The organism is bacterium Unc6, from assembly GCA_013626165.1.
GTDB classification, from domain to species: Bacteria; Omnitrophota; Gorgyraeia; order Velesiimonadales; family Velesiimonadaceae; genus Velesiimonas; species Velesiimonas alkalicola.
This window is the reverse complement of the sequence record NDHX01000001.1, coordinates 148,288-166,555: the sequence shown is the minus strand read 5'-3', so window position 1 is coordinate 166,555 and position 18,268 is coordinate 148,288. Positions and strand designations below refer to the sequence as shown.

General features: G+C 37.8%; 21 protein-coding genes. All 21 read right to left on the bottom strand.

Annotation, left to right across the window (positions count from 1 at the left end; all coding sequences use genetic code 11):
• Positions 1–217 precede the first annotated feature (217 nt).
• The 21 genes from B9J78_00900 to B9J78_00800 all read right to left on the bottom strand — a co-directional run bounded on the left by B9J78_00900 (position 218) and on the right by B9J78_00800 (position 18,257).
• Positions 218–1,474 carry a hypothetical protein gene (locus tag B9J78_00900; protein MBA2123497.1) on the bottom strand — a complete coding sequence of 419 codons (1,257 nt, stop codon included), beginning with the start codon at positions 1,472–1,474 and terminating at the stop codon, positions 218–220.
• 112 nt (positions 1,475–1,586) lie between these two features.
• On the bottom strand, positions 1,587–1,994 hold the full coding sequence (locus tag B9J78_00895) for a hypothetical protein (GenBank protein ID MBA2123496.1): 408 nt from the start codon (positions 1,992–1,994) through the stop codon (positions 1,587–1,589).
• Between the two features lie 5 nt (positions 1,995–1,999).
• A complete protein-coding gene (locus B9J78_00890; protein MBA2123495.1) occupies positions 2,000–3,211 on the bottom strand; it encodes a hypothetical protein in 1,212 nt (403 codons plus the stop codon).
• Complete coding sequence (locus B9J78_00885) at positions 3,208–4,329, bottom strand: hypothetical protein (protein ID MBA2123494.1); 1,122 nt, start codon at positions 4,327–4,329, stop codon at positions 3,208–3,210. The genes B9J78_00890 and B9J78_00885 overlap by 4 nt, the downstream gene beginning before the upstream one ends.
• Before the next feature lie 225 nt (positions 4,330–4,554).
• Positions 4,555–5,859, bottom strand: coding sequence for a hypothetical protein (locus tag B9J78_00880; GenBank protein MBA2123493.1), 1,305 nt, complete (start codon positions 5,857–5,859; stop codon positions 4,555–4,557).
• A gap of 16 nt (positions 5,860–5,875) precedes the next feature.
• The gene (locus B9J78_00875) at positions 5,876–6,856 is read right to left on the bottom strand and encodes a hypothetical protein (protein ID MBA2123492.1); all 981 of its coding nucleotides are present in this window, start codon (positions 6,854–6,856) and stop codon (positions 5,876–5,878) included.
• A gap of 12 nt (positions 6,857–6,868) precedes the next feature.
• Positions 6,869–7,651 (bottom strand): hypothetical protein, encoded by a 783-nt coding sequence (locus B9J78_00870; protein MBA2123491.1) that lies wholly within the window; start codon positions 7,649–7,651, stop codon positions 6,869–6,871.
• 1 nt (position 7,652) lies between these two features.
• Positions 7,653–9,422 carry a hypothetical protein gene (locus B9J78_00865; protein ID MBA2123490.1) on the bottom strand — a complete coding sequence of 590 codons (1,770 nt, stop codon included), beginning with the start codon at positions 9,420–9,422 and terminating at the stop codon, positions 7,653–7,655.
• Between the two features lie 98 nt (positions 9,423–9,520).
• Positions 9,521–10,765 carry a 3-isopropylmalate dehydratase large subunit gene (locus tag B9J78_00860; GenBank protein MBA2123489.1) on the bottom strand — a complete coding sequence of 415 codons (1,245 nt, stop codon included), beginning with the start codon at positions 10,763–10,765 and terminating at the stop codon, positions 9,521–9,523.
• A gap of 95 nt (positions 10,766–10,860) precedes the next feature.
• Positions 10,861–11,343 (bottom strand): 50S ribosomal protein L17, encoded by a 483-nt coding sequence (locus tag B9J78_00855; GenBank protein ID MBA2123488.1) that lies wholly within the window; start codon positions 11,341–11,343, stop codon positions 10,861–10,863.
• Complete coding sequence (locus B9J78_00850) at positions 11,333–12,316, bottom strand: DNA-directed RNA polymerase subunit alpha (protein MBA2123487.1); 984 nt, start codon at positions 12,314–12,316, stop codon at positions 11,333–11,335. The genes B9J78_00855 and B9J78_00850 overlap by 11 nt, the downstream gene beginning before the upstream one ends.
• Before the next feature lie 26 nt (positions 12,317–12,342).
• Entirely contained in the window at positions 12,343–12,972 is a 630-nt protein-coding gene (locus B9J78_00845) for a 30S ribosomal protein S4 (protein ID MBA2123486.1), read from the bottom strand.
• Positions 12,973–12,990: 18 nt separating this feature from the next.
• Positions 12,991–13,428: a 30S ribosomal protein S11 gene (locus B9J78_00840; GenBank protein ID MBA2123485.1), complete on the bottom strand. Its 438-nt coding sequence runs from the start codon at positions 13,426–13,428 to the stop codon at positions 12,991–12,993.
• A 138-nt stretch (positions 13,429–13,566) separates the two neighbouring features.
• Complete coding sequence (locus B9J78_00835; GenBank protein MBA2123484.1) at positions 13,567–13,962, bottom strand: 30S ribosomal protein S13; 396 nt, start codon at positions 13,960–13,962, stop codon at positions 13,567–13,569.
• Between the two features lie 51 nt (positions 13,963–14,013).
• Positions 14,014–14,127: a 50S ribosomal protein L36 gene (locus tag B9J78_00830; GenBank protein ID MBA2123483.1), complete on the bottom strand. Its 114-nt coding sequence runs from the start codon at positions 14,125–14,127 to the stop codon at positions 14,014–14,016.
• A gap of 36 nt (positions 14,128–14,163) precedes the next feature.
• Positions 14,164–14,379 (bottom strand): translation initiation factor IF-1, encoded by a 216-nt coding sequence (locus B9J78_00825; GenBank protein ID MBA2123482.1) that lies wholly within the window; start codon positions 14,377–14,379, stop codon positions 14,164–14,166.
• A gap of 12 nt (positions 14,380–14,391) precedes the next feature.
• Positions 14,392–15,165, bottom strand: a complete 774-nt coding sequence (locus B9J78_00820) for a type I methionyl aminopeptidase (protein ID MBA2123481.1) — start codon at positions 15,163–15,165, stop codon at positions 14,392–14,394.
• Positions 15,152–15,847 carry an adenylate kinase gene (locus B9J78_00815; GenBank protein ID MBA2123480.1) on the bottom strand — a complete coding sequence of 232 codons (696 nt, stop codon included), beginning with the start codon at positions 15,845–15,847 and terminating at the stop codon, positions 15,152–15,154. The genes B9J78_00820 and B9J78_00815 overlap by 14 nt, the downstream gene beginning before the upstream one ends.
• A 21-nt stretch (positions 15,848–15,868) precedes the next feature.
• A complete protein-coding gene (locus tag B9J78_00810; GenBank protein MBA2123479.1) occupies positions 15,869–17,203 on the bottom strand; it encodes a preprotein translocase subunit SecY in 1,335 nt (444 codons plus the stop codon).
• A 150-nt stretch (positions 17,204–17,353) separates the two neighbouring features.
• Positions 17,354–17,803 (bottom strand): 50S ribosomal protein L15, encoded by a 450-nt coding sequence (locus tag B9J78_00805; GenBank protein MBA2123478.1) that lies wholly within the window; start codon positions 17,801–17,803, stop codon positions 17,354–17,356.
• Positions 17,790–18,257, bottom strand: coding sequence for a 30S ribosomal protein S5 (locus B9J78_00800; protein ID MBA2123477.1), 468 nt, complete (start codon positions 18,255–18,257; stop codon positions 17,790–17,792). The genes B9J78_00805 and B9J78_00800 overlap by 14 nt, the downstream gene beginning before the upstream one ends.
• Between the last annotated feature and the right edge of the window lie 11 nt (positions 18,258–18,268).

Genomic DNA, 18,268 nt, shown 5'->3' with positions numbered 1-18,268 from the left:
TATTCAGTAAATACCGTACCAAAAAAGAAAAACTAATGTGGGGCAAGGCTTTAGCCTTACAAATACTCCGTCAAACCTTTGATCTGCCACCCCTTTATAAAAGAAAAATCTGCATAAGCCTGAGAGAATCCTTATGTGTGCCTAGTTTTGAAAAAGCGGTTGTTCTTTGAAAATTTATTAAAATTTATTTTTACTCTTTATTAAGATGTTTTTCAACTTACATCAATATTTTTTCTAGCAACATTTCATATCTTGCTGCTATGTCCTTATCGTATAAAAACACTACAAATTGGGGATACCTTTCCCATACTTTTCTATCAAGAATATATGAGCCAAAAACAAGTATTTGCCCATCTATTACAAAGATTGTAGTATCAATCTTATATCCTGAATTATTATAGAATGAGTCAACAATTGCGTTTCTTAATCTGTTAGAACCCCTAGATCTATCATCTTTTTCAAATATTCCTTTTATATCCACTCCCTCTTTAGCCTTTTTTATAACGAGATCGCGCAGTTCCTTATCATTCATACTTGGGACATAAAATGTAATACTTCTTTTTGCGCCACGTAATGCTCTTAGAAACTGCGAACGCCAGGGCTTTTTCACTCCCATATAACTTTCTATATATATATCGCCCATAAAAATACCACTTTCACTTTTTATTTCAAGTGTTTCCGGCCGAACCCTGCTTTTCCCAGCACGGCTTTTATCCTGCTTTGTTTGTTGAGCAATCATGGAACGAAGAGAGTTTAGAATATCATGAGAATAGGATTCTGATTTAAAAATAATGGCGGTATCATCTTCACGCATAAGACCGCTGTTTTTCATCCCAAAAGGCGAGACCCAAAAAAATGTTCCATCCTGTATAAAAAAATCAAATCCAGGGGCTCTTCCAAACTCAACGGGCAAAACATTGGCACCGAAGTTTGAAAGTTGCCTTATATTTACATCATCTGTTCCGCTTTTTGCGATGATATCCATCTGGATACCTTTTATATTCCTGTCAAGTAATTGTGAAAAAAGGTTTGTATCATCAAGGTTTGTCAGAGAACAATCTATTCTCTGTTTTGTATCGTTAATTATTTTTTTAAGAGAAGAATACGCCTGAGCCGTATGGACAGGAGAAAATTGCTGGAGGGTTTTTTCCTTTTCTAACTGTTCTGCAATTAAAATCCTTCTTTTATATTCTGCCAGTTCTTTTTTTGCGTCTTCATACCTTTGTTTTTCCTCTACAAGTTTTCTTAAGCGGTTGTAGAGGTTATCAGAATCTTCAATCCGTTTTATATTGCTTTTTAAGATACTTATTTCTCCAACATCCTGAACATAAATCCAGACAGTAGTATTATTTTGTTCAAGAACTTTTGCAACAAGATAGCCATAATTTTTTAATACTATCAGTTCCGCACCAGCGGATAAAGAAAATAAAAGAAAAAAAAAGATAGATATAACAAATTTCATCGTAATATTCATTAAATTCAAAATGGGGGGGCCAGGTGTGAGGGTGTCAGGGTGACAAGGTGTCAGGGTGTCAAGGGTAAAATCTTCATCCTTAGAAACCTCTATATCTCGGAAACTTAAATTTTTATTTCATTCTTATTGCAGTTCCATATGCATAGAGTCTTCCCTGGTAAAGAATATATCTTACATCAATAACTGCATCTGCCCCGAGCCTTTCAGCTTCTGTTTTCAATCTATCTGCGAGTCTGTCTATAACATCTTCACCGGCTTCGCCTGTACTTACGCTTATTATACCCCTAACTTCAAGAGACTGGTCCTTATAAACATCCAGTCCTGATGTGCTTACAATAATCGGCCTTCTAACACTTTGTTGTGCTATTGAGACTAAGACATAACCCGAACAACAAATCCCAACTATTATCAGACATATCCCGGTAATCTTTTTCATATTCCTTCCTTTTTTAAGGTGACTGGAACACCAGGGCACCAGAGCACCAGAGCACCAGAGCATCTGTTGCCGGTCGCCTGTCACCTTTTTCAGTGTCCCTCAAATGGTTCGCCTTCGGGTGTTATAAGTGTTGCAGTTAAAAATATTACAAGGTTTCTTTTTTTTCTGTCTTGTGTCTCATATCTAAATAATGAACCCAATAAAGGTATATTACCAAGGACTGGAACCTTTCTTTCTGTTCTTATATCATCATCTTTTATAAGCCCTCCCATCACCACCGTCTGGCCGCTTCTTATGCTCATGCTCGTCTCTATGCTTCTTACATCTATAATAGGCCAACCTAATTCTTTAGGGAATTCAGGACTGTCTACAACGGGAATTCTGTCAATAAGTGCCCTAATTTCCGGATGTAAGTCAAGATTTATTATCATTGAATCAAGAACAGCAGTTGGAGTAACCTCAAATATAATACCTGCAATTTCTTCATCAATATCATATGTATCTACCCAGATTGGGCGTTCTGCAGTCCCCTGGTTTGTCCTTGTTACATTTGTTGCATATGGAAGCCGCGTTATAATCTCTATGTTCGCTGTCTGTCCTGATATGGTTGTAAGTTTTGGCGAAGAAATAAGATTTACCTTGTCTAACCGTTGCAAAGCATGAAGATACATCTGAACCTGTGTTCTATTAAGTGTGGTCTTACCCAAAAAAAGGCCCAGTCCACCTCCTATGCCTGCAAGGGGGATACCAAACCCTGTTCCTGTCCGGGCAGGACCTCTCCCGTCTATTCCTGGACCCACATAAAAGTCACTCCCATCCCATCCTCTTTCCCCGCCGGGTATTAGGGGGGGTCTTCTATCTTTTCTTGTATGATACCTTATATCCTGCCATTCTATACCCATATCGGCAAGGTCAGCCAGTGCAACTTCAATAAACCTTGCCTCTATTAAAATTTGTGCTTTCCCGGCCCTTTTTTCCCATAAATCAATAAGTTCTTTTATGTTTGCATGTTCTGTGGCTGTTGCAGTAACAACAAGAAGTCCTGTAGGTTCATAAAGAACAATTTTTCTTCTGCCTGTAGGGTCAGGCCCTAAAGAACTTAAAAGCCAGTCTCTTATTGTTGTGCCAGCGATTACCTCTTCTTCCTGCGCAAATGCTTTATTACAGATCGGATTAAAAGCAGTAAATAAAATAATAAAACAAAATATCACTAAATCTATTCCTGTCCTTGATTTAATTAGTAATTGATTTATTTTCCTGTAACCCGTTGTCTGTCTCCTGTCGCCTATTTTTGTTATCATATTTCTTCTCCATCCACGGTGATAAGGGTTGCAGTTATAAATATAAGAAGGTTTGTTTTTTCCCTGGTCCTGTGTTTGTACTTAAACAGATTCCCGAGAAGCGGAATACTGCTTATTAAAGGAACCCTTTTTTCAGTAATAAGGTCTTCATCCTTTATCAATCCACCCAATATAATTGTTGACCCACTTTTTACATATACACTTGTTTCTGTTGTTCTTGTATCAATAACAGGCTGTCCCATCTCTTTAGGAATTAATGCATGTATGGGAATACGGTCCTTTAAAACATCAACAGAAGGGTATATATCAAGTGTAATAATATCTGTTCCTTCTCCAACAGTTGGGATAACCTCCAGAGTAATGCCAATCTCTTCTATGTCTGTAGTATATGTTCTGCGCCAGATGGGATTCTCTGCGGTTCCTATATTATCTGTCCTAAATTCGCTTGTATAAGGGATTTCCCTTATAATCTCTATGATTGCCGGCCGTCCTGAAAGTGTTGTTACACGGGGCGCAGAAAGAAGGTTTGCTTTACCCTGTTCTTCAAGTGCATGAAGATATGCTCTTAAGTAATCTCCTCTTAATTTTGTGATTGAAACAAAAAGATCTGCTCCGGTTGCTGTTGCTGGAAACCTTGCAAGGCCTTCTGTCCAAAAAATACCTGTCGTATCCGGTCTACCGGGATCTCCTACACCAAAATGCGCCCACTTATCATCAACCCTACCTGGACGATAAAAATACCATTCTATACCAAACTCGTCTAAGTCCTTAACTGAAACTTCAACAAATTTTGCTTCTATCATTATCTGTCTTGGAGCTGCATCAAATTTTTTGAGAAGTTCTCTTATAATGGCATGATTTGTTTTTGTATCTTTAACTGTAAGGATACCTGTTGCAGGGTCAAAAGAGATAACGCGTCTTTCTTCTGGTGGTAGCGCCTGCAAAAGAAACTGGTCAATGGACATCCCTTCACCCGGTTCTATTGTTGGTTCCTGTCCCGGAGCAGCAATGATAAAAAAGAAAACACACATCAAACACATAAAAACTGTTAGCCATTTTTTCTTATTTCGTTCCTTATTCCTGCAAATATAAGTTTTAATATACCTAAAATATTTCATACACACCTCTTTTTGAAATTCAAATATCAAAAATCTAATATCAAAATGACAGTACAAAATTTAGTAATTTTAAAGTAATTTTACATTTGGGGCATCCACACACAAAATGGATTGTATAATTTTAATTTCGGGGCACCCACACGATAGTGGGTCATTTTATTTTTGAACTTTCCAATGGTATCAGAAGTAAAAACACTGGATTTCTGTCTTCGCAGGAATAACGAATTAGCGTCCTCTATCTCTTCTATCTTCTCCATCTCTTCTATCTTCTCCATCTCTTCTATCTCTTCTATCTTCTCTATCTCTATCTATTTCAACCTCTCTTGCTCTTCTTGCTCCATATCTTAATTGATATGTTTTCAGAATAATTTCTTCTGCTTTAAGTGTTTCTTTATCAGATATCCATACATAATATGGTTCTATTTTATAACCTAATCTACTTGCTTTTAGTACCATATCTAAAAGGCTTAAAAGCGGCATTGGTGAGACTGTTTTAAATGTTATAGAAAATCCTCCGGGATGCACTCTCTTTACCGCTACCTCATCAAGCATTATGTTTATACCTGTCATTGTCATCAACATTCTTATAACATCTGATATATCTGCACCTATAAAGTCAACAGTCTGAACAAAAGGAAGTGCCTCAAGTTTGTCTTTCATCTGCTTTCTCAGTAATTCATCAGGGTCCAATTTTTCAATTTCTTCAATGCCTGGGCCTACTCTTCTTTCAGGAGAATATGCCCTTTCCACTTCTAACATCATTTCTTTTTCTGTGGCATCTTTTTTAATCTCGGCAACTTTCATATCTGCAACTGCATCTTTCGCAGAAATTTTGGCCAATGTTTTTTCTCTTTCTCTTCTTGTAATTTTTAACCATTCTTCTGCCTCTTTGTTGCCAGGTTCTCTTTGTAAAAGCTCTGCAAAGTTTGCCTCTGCAATTTCATAATTACCTTTTCTAAAGGCATTTTTCCCGCTTGCAAAAATATCCCTTTTTATATCTTCAGCCTTTCTTACAGACAACCTTTGTTCTGTCTTAAATTTTCTCTCTTTTTCTTTCTTAATCTGTTCTTCTGCTCTTGAAATCCATTGTTTTGCTATTTTGTACATTCGATTATCCTGCGGCACTTTCTTAAATGATTCAAGCGCTTTATTGTATTGCTTGTTTCTATAAAGCGCTCTGCCCTCATGATAAAAGTTTGCGCCTGACCTTTCCATTATCGCCTTGCATTTTTTAACCCAGGAAGATGCCTCCTTGTTTTCGGGGCTTGCTTGCAATGCCGCCTGGAATTCATTCAGCGCCTCCTGATATTTTTCCTGTTTATGTAATAATATCCCCTTCTGTATATGTTCTTGCGAAACTATCTGCAGCTGCTGTTTCTTTACTTTTTTCTCGGAGATAACTTCCTCCATAAACTGTTCTGCCATTTCCTGGCTTAAGGGGGGGCTTGCTTTGACAGAAGATAAAAATAAGGGGATAAATATAAAAAATAATAAACTTGCATATAAACAAGATAGACTCATCTTTCTCATACTTTCTCCTTTATAATTATTTATTATACTGATACTTCTGCGAATCCTCTTCTATTATAACATAATTTTCTTTTACATCAACTATTTTACCAGATCCAATTGTATCGCCTGTTTTTTTATTTTTAAAAATTTCGCCTGTTGGGCCCTGTATGGTTGTAATAAACAAATCTCTTTGAACAGGTTGATTCAAATACATTGTAAGTCTTTCTCCTTTATTTGATACTACCTTTATAACCTCTTTTGTTATTTTCTCTATTTCAAATACAACATCCCGTTCATCTTTTAATGAAAAAACTTCACCCACACTGAGAAATGGTTTTGAGCTTATTACATTTGAAATATTTACAGTCAACGTCCCATCTGGTTGTTGTATATAACCAACATACCGAAAAGGATAGAGTATCTGTTGTATATCAATTACGGTGTATTCAGGTTTTATCCTCTCAACAATCATTATCTGTTCCTCTCTTCTTTGAACTGTTAGTCTTGTCTTTTTAATAGCATCAAGTATAACTCTTGAAACCGGTGTGTCTGTGTGCGTCCTGATATTCACTTTTAACCCATGGGGATATAAAGCATTGAGCATCCTGTCATCAATAGTGATTGTCCCGCGCCACTGCGGCAGGCTTTCTTTTGCCTTAATAAAAATTTGTGCTAAAAATTCGTGGATTTCAATATCAATAAATTCCAGAGCAGGTAGTATCGGTTCTAAAACTGTAGGTTCATCCTCGGGGCGATTAAATATATTTTTGAACGGGATTTCTATTTTTGATATATTTTTTAGACTTTCGGCAAAAAGTGTTATTTCCTTGAAAATTTTTTCTTCTTCATCAGAAAGTTTTGCATCCTCTGTGCCCGGTTTAGATACCACAGATAAAGTTTGATTTTCCTTTCGTGGCAACATAACCAAAAAAATTGCTGACCCTATTGAGAGCGCAATAAGAAAGAAAAATAACATCCTGGCATAACAGGATAATGATAAAATAAAACCTTGCATTAATCTTTCCTCCTAAAGGCCAACTGTCTGTCCTGCTTCCCTGCTAAAAACATATGTCAAAAGTTCCACCCTAGAACTGATAAGCGGAAATTCACTTTCTTTTTGTCCTGTCGTCGTAGATGGAGATATTCCCCCAATAAAACTCATATCAATCTTTTTTACAACAAATAAAAAATCAGACTCTCTTAAAAGCATCAACATCTTCAATATATCAGATTGTGTGCCTTCTACAACAAACACAGATGGATAAATCTTATACTTATAGGGCGTGCCCTGTATCTGCTTTTCTCTGGCAGGGTGCCTACCCATTGAAACCACTTTTTTGATGCCGGCCGAACTCCATATCCTGCATAATTCTTGACATATTTCCAACTCTTTTATTATAACAGGTATTTGGTCTGCCGGAGGAACAGTTTTCGGAAAACCAAGGTCTGGGGGCAATATGCCTGCGAGATCAGACGCTCTTATTCTTTCCTGAAATGCCCTCATGTCTCCAATAAATCTTATGGGATTTTTTTCAACTTCTGTCGGTTCAAACATAGAGGGTTTAGAAAAATAATTATCAATACTTTTAAATATTTCTTCAGACTCTTGTATTCTTGTTTGATAAATCTTGATAACATCTGGAGAATATTTTTCAGGGCCAATTGCATCTATCTGATGCTTGAGGTCTGAAATCTGAGTGGTAAGTATCTGTTTTTGTCTGAACTGGGAAATAACACTCCAGACTGAAATAAAAAGAAGAATCATTACAAACAGCATCAGAACAACAGACAATAGGTACTTTTTTATCATACTAAAACTCATCCTCTCTTCTTCTTCTGTCTTCACCAGGCATAGGGGGCATCCCGGGAAAACCTACCTCTGTTTCTCTTTCCGCTACCCCTATCTCTTCTGCTGCGACAAAAAGAATAGCCCTTTGCAGTTCAGGGTTTACAACCTCTGCTGTAATTGTAAAAACAATATTTTTCTGCGGTATAACCTCCTCCTCAGAGATATCCGATATTACAACATCCTGAAACCTTCCTGTTTTTGACAGCTTATTTGGAACCTCACTTACGGTTGCATAACCCTGAAGGTTAGAATTGTCTGTTTTCGCTCTCATTCTTATTTTTATCGTATCCTTCTCAAATACAGGCATAAAATTTGTTATCCACACCTCTTGAGGAAGATCTTTGTTTATATTAATGATTGTATTAAGCCAATATTGTCTTGCCTTTGTAATGTTTTCTAAAAATTTTACCTTTTGAATCTGTGGCTCTATCTGACTTTTTAATTCCTTAAAGCGTGTTTCATGCGCTTTAAGTTCAGTTCTTTCTTTTTTCAACATATTTAATTCGGAATTTTTTCGTTCATTGTCCACTTTCACAAATTGTCCACCCATATAGATAATACCAGCAGCAAGTGCAGCAGCCATAAAAAAATAAGGCACAGAGAGTCTTACCTGTCTTGCATTAGCATAGTTTGAAGGCAGAAGATTAATACTAATAGGAACATCTGTAATATCTCTTAGCGCCATTCCAAAGGCGACAGAGAACCTGCAAGAAAAATCGGTTCTTTCTTTGAAATCTTTATAACAATTAGCAGAAACAGAGACACTGTCAAACATTCCACCGGGCATGACTGGAATATTCAGGTTTTTTTCAAAAAACTTATCAATGCCTTTCAGGTTTGATCCTCCGCCTGTAAGATATATCCCGCCAAAAATAACACCGGGAGATTGTATCTTGTAAAAACCGATGGAACGGGAAACCTCTGAAAGAATGTCCATTAATGAAAAACTTATGGTCCTGGAAATTTCCTGTTGTTCTGTGGAAGACACACCCATCTGTTCCTGATCCATCAAAAAAACACCTTCTTTTCTTTTTAAGTCTTCAGCCTCTTTGAGTCTGGTATTATATTTTTCAGCAATAGCATGTGTGGTGTTTTCTCCACCCATGGGAATAGAACGAGCCCACATCTTCTTGTTTTCAACTATGATAAGATTTGTTGCCTGCGTGCCAATATCAAGAACAATGAGCGGCCTATCAATAGACCTTCTGTGTGAAACAGCATTGTATAAAGCAACAGGAACAGCATCCACAATAGCAATATCCAGCGGCACTTTTGTAGATACAAGATGACTCATAATATCCTGTATAACTTCTTTTTTTACCGCAACAAGTATCACATCTGTTTCTGGTGCAGATGAAGAAGATAGCACTTCATAATCCCAGATAACTTCGTCCATCGGGAACGGCACCTGTTGCTGAGCCTCATATTTAACTATCTGACCTATCTTATGTTTGGAAACCCTCGGAAGTTTTATTGAACGAACTATGCAAGACTGCCCTGAAATTGAAATTGTAACCTTAGGATTGCGAATTTTTTCTTCGGAAAGAATTTGCCTTATTGCATCATTAACTAACCGGGTTTGTAACCGTGCCTTGTCGTCTGAATCTGCAATCTGCTGTACATCTATTTCAACTATCCTTGCACGCAAGACTTCTATACCTTTGCCTGTCTTTGCAAGTTCAATAAGTTTAACAGAAGAGGCCCCAATATCTATGCTTATGGATTTTTTCATGCCGAATAATCTTTCCCCTATATCTATCTAAACCCCACCCGTCGGGGTATTGTACCAAAAAAACAAATTTTGTCAAACACAAAAAATAATTTTTTTAACTATAAAATTTTTCTTGGGTCCTGTATTTTACCTGCTATTGCAGAGGCAGCAACTGTTGCAGGAGATGCAAGATATATAAAAGCATCTGGATTGCCCATTCTTCCTTTAAAATTTCTATTAGCGGTTGATATGACATTTTCTCCGTCGGAAGGAATCCCGTTATGTGTTCCAACGCAAGGACCACAACCAGGAGTTACAATTGCTGCGCCTGCTTGAACAAAAATTTGTATGATACCTTTTTCCATTGCTTCTATGTATATATCCTTTGATGCGGGAGCAATAATAAAGCGGACATCTTTTGAAATTTTCTTACCCGATAATATTTTTGCAGCAATAGACAGGTCTTCAATTCTGCCGTTGGTACAGGTTCCAAGGTATGCAACCTGAATAGGTAGACTTAAAACTTCTTCAATACTACATACATTATCTACTGAATGGGGTTTGGCAATTTGGGGGGGGATATCTTTGACATTATAAACATATTCCTGAACATACCTTGCATTCTTATCAGGAAAAACAGGCCTTGGTTTTCTTTTGCTATGCTTTGAAGTCCATTCAATGGTACTGTCATCTGCCTGCATAAGTGCACACTCGCATCCAAGTTCAACGCCCATATTTGCAATGGTGAACCTTGCCTCAATACTCATATCAGATATTGCAGGCCCTTCAAACTCTATTGATTGATATGTGCAACTGTCAACTCCTAATTTTCCGGCAATATAAAGAATTACATCTTTTGAATAAACCCCTTTTTGAAGATTACCCTCTAATCTTACTCTTACAGACTCAGGGACCTTAAACCAGTTTTTCCCCGTGCCAAGAACTACTGCAAGGTCGGTAGAACCCACACCTGTTGCAAAAACATTAAGCGCCCCATATGTGCAGGTATGTGAGTCTGCTCCCATAACAAGATCTCCGGGCAAGATGTGCCCTTGTTCCGGTATTACATTGTGACAAACACCGCACCCGACATCATACAATATAGAGTTTGTTCGGCTTGCAAAATCCCTCATCTTTTTATGAACAGTTGAAACACCCAAGTTTGGACTCGGAGCTGAATGGTCTATAACCATAGCAAACTTATTTTTCATTGCTAAACTTAAATCCAATTTTTTAAAAGAATCTATAACAAGCGAACTTGTCCCATCCTGAGAAAAACAAAAATCTACACCACATATGGCAATATCGCCAGCCCGTAATCTTTTCCCTGAATGGTTTGACAAAATCTTTTCAGCTATGGTCATACCTTCTCTCAAGAACACACGAGCAGTTTGATATTTGTTTTTTCTACTATCTACCACCTACTATCTACTATCTACTACCTACTATCTACCACCTACTATTTTCTGTGGAATATTCTCTTTATTTTTTTAATTGCACCTTTTTTTTCTTCTGTAGGTTGAGTGGGATGTTTTTCTACAGTCTTCTTATCTACAGCCTGCTCTGGCTGTTCAATAGACTTCTGCCTTTTTTCTACAAGTTCAAATACACATAATTGTGCCCCATCACCTGCCCTGAATTTGCTTTTTACAATTCTTGTATATCCTCCCTGTCTATTGGCAAATAAGGGCGCAACTTCACTAAAAAGCATATGGACAATGTTTTTTTTACCAAGCATTTTTTCAGTCATTCTTCTTGCAGCAAGTGTATTTTTTTTTCCAAATGTTATGAGTTTTTCAATAAACCTTCTTGAAAATTTTGCCTTCTGAACAGTTGTTGTAATTTTTTCATTTTCAAAAAGGCTGGTTGCCATATTTCTTACCATTGCTGTTCTATGTCCTGTGGTGCGTGAAAGTCTTTTATTATCCTTTCTATGTCTCATACCTATTCTCCTGTTCTTCCTTTTTCATCCCCAATGAAAGTCCCATGCTTTGCAATATATCTTTGATCTCTACAAGTGACTTTTTACCAAAATTTCTGAAACAAAGTAATTCTTCTTCGGTCTTGGTCACAAGCTCTCCAATGGTTTTAATATTGGCCTCTTTAAAACAATTAGTGCTTCGGACAGAAAGTTCAAGATCAGAAACCGACATATGAAGTTTTTCCACTGTCTCAACATCTATTTTCTTTTCCTCAAGTCTCTCCTCTTCTGCGGGCTGATAGATTGTAAATATATCAAAATGTCTTTGTAATATTCGGGCAGCAGATACTATTGCATCCTTCGGTGTAATTGCCTTGTTTGTCCAGATATTAAGTATCAACTTTTCATAGTCCGTTACCTTACCCACACGGGTATTCTCCACAAAATAATTCACCTTTACAACGGGGGTAAAAACAGAATCAACAGCAATCCAACCTATTGGCTGATGTTGTTTTTTATTTTTTTCTGCTGGAACATATCCTCTTCCTCTTCCCACTTCTATTTCCATATTCAAAGATGCATCTTTCCCCAGCGTTGCAATGTGAAGTTCCGGATTCAATATTTCAATCGTTTCATCTGTTATAATATCAGAAGCAAACATCTCTTTCTGTCCTTGGGCTTTAAGATAAATCCGTTTTGGACTCGGAGAATGAGATTTTAAAACAAGCTTCTTAAGGTTAAGTATAATCTGTATAGCTTCTTCTGTAACCCCCGGTATGGTTGAAAATTCGTGCCGAACACCTTCAATACAAACACCTGTAACAGCCGAACTTTCTAGCGAAGAAAGAAGTACTCTTCTTAGAGAATTGCCGACTGTTACACCATATCCTATTTCAAATGGTTTTGCAATAAATTTTCCATATGTTGACGTATATGTATCCTCATCACATTCAAGTCTTTGTGGTATCTCAAAACCTTTCCAGACCACTCCCATTATTCCCCCTGTTTTAGTTATATAGGTTATTTAGAATATAATTCTACTATCGTCTGCTCATTAACCGGAACCTGAATATCAGCCCTGTCCGGAGGTCTTGATACCTCCCCTTCAAGTGTATCAAGATGAACATTAAGCCATGAAGGAACTCCCCTGGACTTAACAATCTCTGCGGTTTGTTTTACCTTGTTTATAACATTTTCCTTTCCCACTATTTTGAATCTGTCACCCGGTTTTACAAGAAATGAAGGAATATTAACCTTCTGGTCGTTAACTACAACAAAGCCATGCCTTACTATCTGCCTGGCTTCACCACGGGTTCCTGAAAAACATGCCCTGAATATAACATTGTCTAATCTGGTCTCCAATTGTTGCAACAACATTACACCTGTAATACCTCTTTTCTTTGCGGCTTTTAAAAAATAATTCTTAAACTGGGTCTCACCAATACCATACAGCCTTTTTAGTTTCTGCTTCTCACGAAGTTGTAACCCATAATTAGATAATTTTGATTTCCCCTTTTTCCCATGCTGTCCGGGAATATACTGTCTTCTATCAAATGCACATTTTCCCGTTGTACATCTGGATGTTTTTAAGAAAAGCTTTATCCCTTCTCTTCTGCAAAGACGACAGGATGGTCCTGTATATCTTGACATTTATACCCTCTCTGTAATCTACACCCTTCTTCTTTTTGGTGGACGACAACCATTATGCGGTACCGGTGTTTTATCTTTTATTATTGTTATATGAAGACCGCCTGCCTGCAAAGCCCTTATAGCAGACTCTCTTCCGGCGCCCGGACCTTTTACGCAAATCTCCACTTCTTTTACACCACAATCAAGCGCTTTTTTTGCTGCATGGCTTGCAGCAATCTGTGCAGCAAAAGGCGTAGATTTTCTTGAACCACTGAAACCAGCACTGCCTGCACTTGCCCACGCAACAGTATTGCCTGTCTTATCTGTAATACTGATTATTGTGTTGTTGAAACTTGCCTGAATGTGCGCAACACCGCTACCTACTACCCTTGTGATCTTCTTTTTCCCTTTTTTTTGGGCACCTACACCAGGAGTGTCAGGGTGTACTTTTTTAGAATTTTCTTGTTGCTCTTCCACTTAATCCCCCTTTTCTGATAAATTACAAATCCCAAACACCTGTATTTCGTATTCCGTATATTATATTCCACTTCTTTTTCTTTATACGGTATACGTACGACGGACAACGATATACATCTTTTACCTATCTACTACATACTATGTTTTTGACGCTCCTGCTGATACCGTTTTTTTCTTCAGTCTTATGCCTCTTTTAGGTCCTTTGCGTGTCCTTGCATTTGTATGAGTCCTCTGGCCACGCACTGGAAGTCCTTTTTTATGGCGCGTTCCTCTGTAGGAACCTATATCCATAAGACGTTTTATATTCCCTGATGTTTCCCGTCTTAATTCTCCTTCAACCCTGTAAGACTTCTGTATGATAGAAGATATGCGAGAAACTTCTTCAGCTGATAACTCTTTTCCTTTCTTACCTGGATTTATCTGTGCCTCCTGTAATATACGATTAGATAAAGCCCTACCTATACCGTATATCGTCATTAATCCGATTTCTATTCTTTTATCTTTTGAAACATCAACACCTGAGATTCTCGGCATTTCTCCCCCCAATTATAGGGCACCAGAGCACCAGTCATCTTGTTTCATTGTTTATCCCTGCCTTTGTTTATGTTTTGGTATCTTACATATCACCCTTACAACACCTTGACGCCTTACAATCTTACATTTTTCACAAATTCTTTTAACTGATGATCGAACTTTCATAACTTCCCCCCTACCTCCTACCTACTACCTACTATTTCATATTCTATAAACTATCCTTCCCTTATTTAGGTCGTAAGGAGACACCTGCATTTTTACACGATCACCCGGCAATAGTTTTATATAATTAAGTCTCATCTTCCCGCTAAGGTGTGCAAGTAAACGATGTCCATTATCAAGTTCAACCCTGAACATCCCGTTTGGAAGAGATTCTATAATTTTGCCCTCAACCTCAATTGCTTCTTCTTTTGGCATAGATTCCTTTTACTATTCCCACTGTGTTAAGATTTGGGGTTCTTCATCTGTAATACATACTGTATGTTCAAAATGTGCGGAAATCTTTCCATCCTTTGTTACAGCAGTCCAGCCGTCATCAAGTATTAGGACATCAGAGACACCTGCATTTGTCATCGGCTCTATTGCAAATACCATTCCCGGTTCTAATCTCGGGCCATTGCCCTTATCTTTAAAGTTTGGTATCTGGGGTTCCTCATGAAGAGACTTACCCACACCATGCCCTACAAATTGTCGGACAACAGAGAAATTTTCTCTCTCAACACAATTCTGTATTGCGGCTGAAATATCATAAAGCCTGTTTTCTTTTCTTGCTTGTTTTATTCCTGCATACAACGCCTGTTTTGTTACATCTAATAATTTTTGTGTCTCTTTACTTATATCCCCGATAGGGAATGTCCACGCCATATCCCCGTACCAGTTTTTATAACATACTCCAATATCTATGCTTATTATATCCCCATTTTTAAGAACCCTGTTGTTGGGTATTCCATGGATAACCTCGTCATTGATAGATGTGCAGATATGACCGGGATATGGTTTCATTGTATGTTTTTCATTTCCGCTATATCCCCAAAATGCAGAAACAGCACCAAAAGAACAAATATGTTTATTGGCAATTTCATCAAGATATAAGGTCGTTACACCGGGTTTTAAGTGATGCCTTAACATTCTCATTGTATCTACAACAATCTTGCAGGCATTTTCAATAAAATGTATCTGCTGTTTATTTTTAACAGGTATCATCTTTTAAAAAACCAGAGCACCAGGCACCAGAGCACCAGGCACCAGTTACCTTGTTTTTTATTTCTTCAAACGCTTCTTGGACTTCCAAATCTCCGTTTATTGTTTTCAATAAACCACTTTTTTTATAATAATTCAATAACGGTGTTGTTTTATTCTTATAAACTTCAAGCCTTTTTCTTATGGCCTCTGGTTTATCATCTTCTCTATGGTATAGTGGGCCTTTGCATTTATCACATACACCTGCAATCTTGGGAAGCATATTGGTTAGATGATAATTTGCACCACAATTTCTACACACCCTTCTCCCGGAAAGTCTCCTTAATACAGTTTCTTCAGATGTTTCAAAATACACCACAGCATCTAAAATTATCCCTTCATCTGCCATTACAGTATCAAGTTTTTTAGCCTGATTGGATGTTCTGGGAAATCCATCTAATACAAATCCTTTATTATTGGTATTGCTACTTATTTTTTCCATCACCATAGATATCACAATGTTATCCGGAACAAGTTCACCTTTGAGCATATAGTTTTTAGCTTTCAATCCTAAAGGTTCTTTATTCTTTATAGACTCTCTTAATATATCGCCGGTGGATATATGAAGCGTTTCCCATTGCACTGCAAGATTAACCGCCTGTGTCCCTTTTCCTGCACCGGGAGGGCCTAAAAATATCAGTTTTATTGTTTTCACTAAAAAATTATCCTATCTTCTTCCCTTTATCCTTCCCTTTTTCATAAAACCCTCATAGTCTCTCATAAGAAGGTGAGTTTCTATCTGGCGGCTTGTATCAAGCATAACACCGACAACAATAAGAAGCCCTGTGCCGCCAAAAAAGCTTGCCGGAAGATACGGAATCCTAAACCAGTATGTAATCAAATCCGGAAATATCGCAACAAGGGCAAGGAAAAGTGCTCCGGGAAGTGTAATCCTTGTCATAACAAAATCAAAATAATCAGCAGTTGGCTTACCCGGTCTTATGCCGGGGACAAAACCGCCATATTTCTTCATATTCTCTGCAATATCTATGGGATTAAATACTATTGCCGTATAAAAATATGCAAAAATAATTATAAGCATTGCATAAAGAGATGTATAAAGTATATGTCCTCTTGTTAACCAATCTGCAAACTTACGAAATGCCTCATTAGGAATAAAACTGGCAATTACAGCCGGGAACATAATAATGGTTTGTGCAAATATAATGGGAATAACACCGGCCTGATTTACTCTTAATGGTATATATGTACTTGCTCCGCCATACACTTTCCTGCCAACAACCCTTTTTGCATATTGTACTGGTATTTTTCTTGCAGCCTGTGTTATCAAAACAATTGCCATTGTAACTGCAACAAGAAGTACAAGAAGCGGTATAATAGTGTAGGCTTGCACCTGTCCTAATCTGACAACCTCTACCATAAGTCCAATAGCAGCAGGTATTCTTGAAACAATGCCTGCTGCGATAATAAGCGACATACCATTCCCAATCCCATATTCCTGTATCTGCTCGCCGAGCCACATAATAAATGTTGTCCCTGTCGCCATTGAAAGTATGGCTACAAAACGAAAAGGCAATCCAGGATTTAAGACAAGAGAGAAACCACCCGTATTCCTTGGATTCTCAATCCCAACACTTATAAGCATTGCCTGAAATATGCCTATCCCGATTGCTGCATATCTGATATACGTATTTAATTTTCTTCTTCCACTTTCTCCTTCTTTTGCAAGTTTTTCTAATGAGGGAACAACAGCGGTAAGAAGTTGAAAAATAATAGAAGCAGAGATATATGGCATAATACCAAGCGCAAATACAGTCAACTGACTCATTGCACCACCTGTAAAAAGATCCATCATTCCAAATACAGCCTGCCCGGCAAAACCCATCTGCAACTGTCTAATAAACTTCCCCAGCTCAACATGGTCTATACCCGGCACAGGGATATAAGAACCTATCCTCAAGACACACAGAAGTGCAAGAGTAATAATAATCTTCTTTCTTAAATCCTCTATTTTAAAAGCATTTGCAAATGCCTTAAACATATCACTCCTTTATGCCTGGATTCCCCGCTATGCACACTGGCAGGCAGGACCTATTGAATCGTGGAATGACGAAAAAACTTGTCCCCATGAAACTATCTCCTATATCTTCTTTTATTGTCCTGTCCAAGAAAATCCTACTTTGGTATAAACTTATTGAGGTATGGACCTTAAAGCAACAGCTTTGCCACCTGCTTTCTCTATTTTGTCCACTGCACTTTTTGAAAACGCATTTGCCTGCACACTAACATTTTTGGTTAATTCTCCTTTCCCAAGTATTTTTACAGGACCGTGCTTTATCCATCCTTTTTCTATCATTGCTTTTAAGTCAATTTCTGTATTATCTTGCAATGTATTCAATCTATCAAGATTTACTACCTGATAGACAGTTTTGGGATAACTTGTAAAACCTCTTTTAGGTATTCTTTTTATAAGAGGGGTCTGTCCTCCTTCAAAACCCGGTTTCGTGGCTCTTCCCGCTCTTGATGTCTGCCCCTTTTGTCCTTTGCAGGATGTTTTCCCATGCCCTGAGCCAGGCCCACGGCCGACCCTTTTTGCATTCTTTCTCCAACCCTTAATTTTTGCAATCTCATTCAATTTCATCTTTTAATCCTGCCTTTCCCATTTTTTTGAATGCATCAACCGTTGCTCTTACAACATTTACAGGATTATCAGATTTAAGACATTTTGCAAGTATGTCTTTTATACCCGCCACTTCACAAACTGCTCTTACGGCACCACCTGCAATGACACCGGTACCCCTTGATGCAGGTTTAATTAAAACTCTTGCAGCCCCACAGTGCCCTATTGCCTGGTAAGGAATAGTTGTACCTTTTAACATAACATTAAATAAAGACTTACGGGCCTCGTTCCCACCTTTTCTTATGGCATTTACTACCTCGTTTGCCTTGCCCACACCAAAACCAACCTGTCCCCGGGTATTGCCTGTAACAACAAGAGCGCTAAATGCCATTCTTCTTCCCCCCTTTACAACCTTTGCGGTTCTGTTTATACTTACAACCTTTTCTATCCATTCCTCTTCTTTTTCTTTAACCATAAAGGGCGTGA

Coding starts and splice junctions, on each gene's coding strand:
- B9J78_00900 (MBA2123497.1), bottom strand. CDS start 1,474: ATGAATATTACGATGAAATTTGTTATATCTATCTTTTTTTTTCTTTTA.
- B9J78_00890 (MBA2123495.1), bottom strand. CDS start 3,211: ATGATAACAAAAATAGGCGACAGGAGACAGACAACGGGTTACAGGAAA.
- B9J78_00885 (MBA2123494.1), bottom strand. CDS start 4,329: ATGAAATATTTTAGGTATATTAAAACTTATATTTGCAGGAATAAGGAA.
- B9J78_00880 (MBA2123493.1), bottom strand. CDS start 5,859: ATGAGAAAGATGAGTCTATCTTGTTTATATGCAAGTTTATTATTTTTT.
- B9J78_00875 (MBA2123492.1), bottom strand. CDS start 6,856: ATGCAAGGTTTTATTTTATCATTATCCTGTTATGCCAGGATGTTATTT.
- B9J78_00870 (MBA2123491.1), bottom strand. CDS start 7,651: ATGATAAAAAAGTACCTATTGTCTGTTGTTCTGATGCTGTTTGTAATG.
- B9J78_00865 (MBA2123490.1), bottom strand. CDS start 9,422: ATGAAAAAATCCATAAGCATAGATATTGGGGCCTCTTCTGTTAAACTT.
- B9J78_00860 (MBA2123489.1), bottom strand. CDS start 10,765: ATGACCATAGCTGAAAAGATTTTGTCAAACCATTCAGGGAAAAGATTA.
- B9J78_00855 (MBA2123488.1), bottom strand. CDS start 11,343: ATGAGACATAGAAAGGATAATAAAAGACTTTCACGCACCACAGGACAT.
- B9J78_00850 (MBA2123487.1), bottom strand. CDS start 12,316: ATGGGAGTGGTCTGGAAAGGTTTTGAGATACCACAAAGACTTGAATGT.
- B9J78_00845 (MBA2123486.1), bottom strand. CDS start 12,972: ATGTCAAGATATACAGGACCATCCTGTCGTCTTTGCAGAAGAGAAGGG.
- B9J78_00835 (MBA2123484.1), bottom strand. CDS start 13,962: ATGCCGAGAATCTCAGGTGTTGATGTTTCAAAAGATAAAAGAATAGAA.
- B9J78_00830 (MBA2123483.1), bottom strand. CDS start 14,127: ATGAAAGTTCGATCATCAGTTAAAAGAATTTGTGAAAAATGTAAGATT.
- B9J78_00825 (MBA2123482.1), bottom strand. CDS start 14,379: ATGCCAAAAGAAGAAGCAATTGAGGTTGAGGGCAAAATTATAGAATCT.
- B9J78_00820 (MBA2123481.1), bottom strand. CDS start 15,165: ATGATACCTGTTAAAAATAAACAGCAGATACATTTTATTGAAAATGCC.
- B9J78_00810 (MBA2123479.1), bottom strand. CDS start 17,203: ATGTTTAAGGCATTTGCAAATGCTTTTAAAATAGAGGATTTAAGAAAG.
- B9J78_00805 (MBA2123478.1), bottom strand. CDS start 17,803: ATGAAATTGAATGAGATTGCAAAAATTAAGGGTTGGAGAAAGAATGCA.
- B9J78_00800 (MBA2123477.1), bottom strand. CDS start 18,257: ATGGTTAAAGAAAAAGAAGAGGAATGGATAGAAAAGGTTGTAAGTATA.